Source organism: Actinosynnema sp. NPDC059797 (assembly GCF_042732085.1).
GTDB lineage: Bacteria > Actinomycetota > Actinomycetes > Mycobacteriales > Pseudonocardiaceae > Actinosynnema.
On sequence record NZ_JBHWIE010000774.1, the window covers coordinates 1 to 1000 of the forward strand.

1 protein-coding gene is annotated in these 1000 nt (G+C 68.9%); it reads left to right on the forward strand.

The window, feature by feature from the left end; all coding sequences use genetic code 11:
• Window positions 1-269 precede the first annotated feature (269 nt).
• Window positions 270-1000 (forward strand): tyrosine-type recombinase/integrase (locus ACFV4N_RS44075; protein ID WP_499678662.1); only part of this gene is annotated, 731 nt, incomplete at its 3' end.

A 1000-nucleotide genomic window follows, 5' to 3' on the forward strand; every position in this document is an offset into this window, starting at 1 on the left:
CCGCCGCGCCCCCGAACCGCCGGGACCGATCTGGGCGCGCGCCAGACACGCGGGCGCACGTCGAACACGACGTCACGAGGGCGACCCGGCGGTCCGGGAGGGCGCCGGGAAGTGGCATCCCCCGGTCGGGGTCCTCACCCCTTCCGGACCCGTGTTTCATGGATAATCGGCATTATCCATGAAACTGGAGCGGTCGGCCGAGGGGATCCGCGCGGGTGCGCCCGCTCGGCCGACCGGTTTTGTCGGTGCGGTGCGGTAGGAAGATCGTTATGCGTGTTCTCGCTGCCCAGGAGTCGTTCTTCCTCGCTCGTCGCCCGCGCAAGGACTCCCCTCACACGACGGCCGCGTACCGGCGTGACCTGGCGGGGATCACGGTGTTGTTGGCGGAGGCGGTCTCCACTCCCCCGGATGAGCTGGTGGTGGAGGACTTGACGGCGGGGAACCTGCGGGCGGCGTTCGGGGTGTTCGCGGATTCGCACGCGAAGTCGTCGGTGTTGCGGGCGTGGTCGACGTGGAACCAGTTCTTGACGTTCTGCGTGGCGGAGGAGTTGGTGGCGGGGAATCCGATGGGTGCGGTGGCGCGGCCGAAGACGCCGCCGTTGGTGCCGAAGCCGTTGCGGGGTGAGGACACGCCGGAGCGGTTGTTGGCGGCGGCGGCGGAGGGGGTGCGGCGTGGGCGTGATCCGTGGCCTGAGCGGGATGTGCTGGTGTTGGCGTTGGGGTTGGTGGCGGGGTTGCGGTCGGCGGAGATGCGGATGTTGACGTTGGGGTCGGTGGTGGGTCGGCCTGGTGAGCGTCGGTTGCACGTGGCGGGGAAGGGTGGGCGTGATCGGTCGGTGCCGATCGAGCCGGCGATGGATCGGGTGATCGAGGATTATCTGGCGTCGTGTCGGCGGCGTTTTCCGCGGGCGCGGTTCGATCGGGGTTCGGCGTTGGTGCGGGATCGGCATGGTGAGCCGATTGGTCGGGGTGGTTTGGAGTATTTGGTGCGGTCGTGTTT